Annotated in this window: 2 pseudogenes; both read left to right on the top strand. The window is 65.8% G+C overall.

Features of this window, described 5'->3' with window-relative positions:
• Positions 1-264: pseudogene (locus I6U14_RS15915) on the top strand (succinate--CoA ligase subunit alpha); the annotation flags it as partial.
• Positions 265-406: 142 nt separating this feature from the next.
• A pseudogene (gene sucA / locus I6U14_RS15920) lies at positions 407-1,678 on the top strand (2-oxoglutarate dehydrogenase E1 component); the annotation flags it as partial.

Raw genomic sequence — 1,678 nt, forward strand, 5'->3', positions numbered from 1 at the left:
CGGGTGTGCGGGATGGGCGGGGCGGGGGAGGAAGGGGCGGCCTGGTTCCTGAAAGCCGCGCCGGGCAAGAAGCGGACCGTGGGCTTCATCGCGGGTCTGACGGCCCGGCCGGGCCGGCGGATGGGCAATGCCGGCGCGATCGTCGCGGGCGGCAGCGGCGGCGCGGAGGACAAGATCGAGGCGATGCGCTCGGCCGGCATCCGCGTGGCGGACAACCCGGCGGAGATGGGCGCGACTCTGGTGGAGATGCTCCAGACCGCCTGAGGGCCCGTGATGGGGCGCGACGGTCACAATGAGTTGTGCGCAGCCGCGCCATTGCGGGAAGCAAGGTTTACGCGCCGTCCCTATATTGTATGACGGAACGCGCGACAGGCAGACTGCGCGACAACACGATAACGGAACGGCCATGCGCAAGCAGCAGCTTAACGAGACTTTCGCCCTCAGTTCTTTCCTTCACGGCACGAATGCCGCTTACGTCGAAGACCTCTACGCCCGCTATCAGGACAACCCCGGCGCAGTCGATGCGGAATGGCGGCGCTTCTTCGCGGGCCTGAAGGACCAGCGCGAGACCGTGCTCGCCGAACACCGCGGCCCATCATGGAAACCCGAGCATGTCCGCATCAACGGCGACAGCGAACTGCTGGCCGCGCTGACCGGCGACTGGAGCGAAACCGAGCGCGAGATCGAGGGCAAGATCCGCGAAAAGGCGGCCGAGGGCGGCGTCGCGCTTCACGAGGAAGACGTCATGCAGGCGGTGCGCGATTCGGTGCGCGCGCTGATGCTGATCCGCTCGCATCGCGTGCGTGGGCACCTGGCCGCCGATCTCGACCCGCTTAGGCTCACGCCCCCGGTAGACCATCCGGAGTTGCAGCCCGAAACCTACGGCTTCACCGAGGCGGACTACGACCGGCCGATCTATCTGAACAAGGTGCTGGGGCTGGAGACCGGCACGCTACGCCAGATCGTCGAGATCCTGCGGCGCACCTATTGCGGCAAGATCGGCATCGAGTTCATGCACATCTCCGACCCGGATCAGAAAGCCTGGCTGCAGGAGCGCATCGAGGGCGTTGGCAAGGAAGTGCAGTTCACCCGGCGGGGCAAGGAAGCGATCCTGCAAAAGCTGATCGATGCGGAAAGCTTCGAGAAGTATCTCGACAAGAAATATACCGGCACCAAGCGCTTTGGGCTTGACGGCGCGGAGGCGATGGTCCCGGCGCTTGAGCAGATCATCAAGCGCGGCGGTCATCTGGGGCTGCGCGAGATCGTCATCGGCATGCCGCATCGCGGGCGGCTGAACGTGCTCGCCAATGTTATGGGCAAGCCGTATCGCGCGATCTTTCACGAATTCAAGGGCGGCTCGGCCCACCCGGAAGAGGTCGAGGGCTCAGGCGACGTCAAATACCACCTCGGCACCTCCTCGGACCGCACGTTCGACGGCAACGAGGTGCATCTGTCCCTCACCGCCAATCCCTCGCATCTGGAAGCGGTGGATCCGGTCGTGCTCGGCAAGGTCCGCGCCAAGCAGGACCAGCACGAAGATGCCGATCGCACCAAGGTCTTGCCGCTGCTGCTGCATGGCGACGCGGCCTTCGCCGGCCAGGGCGTCGTCGCGGAATGTCTCGGGCTTTCCGGCCTGCGCGGCCACCGCACCGGCGGCTCGATCCACTTCATCGTGAAC

Origin of the sequence: Thiohalocapsa sp. (genome assembly GCF_019695415.1) — a bacterium.
In the GTDB taxonomy this organism is placed as follows: domain Bacteria; phylum Pseudomonadota; class Gammaproteobacteria; order Chromatiales; family Chromatiaceae; genus Thiohalocapsa.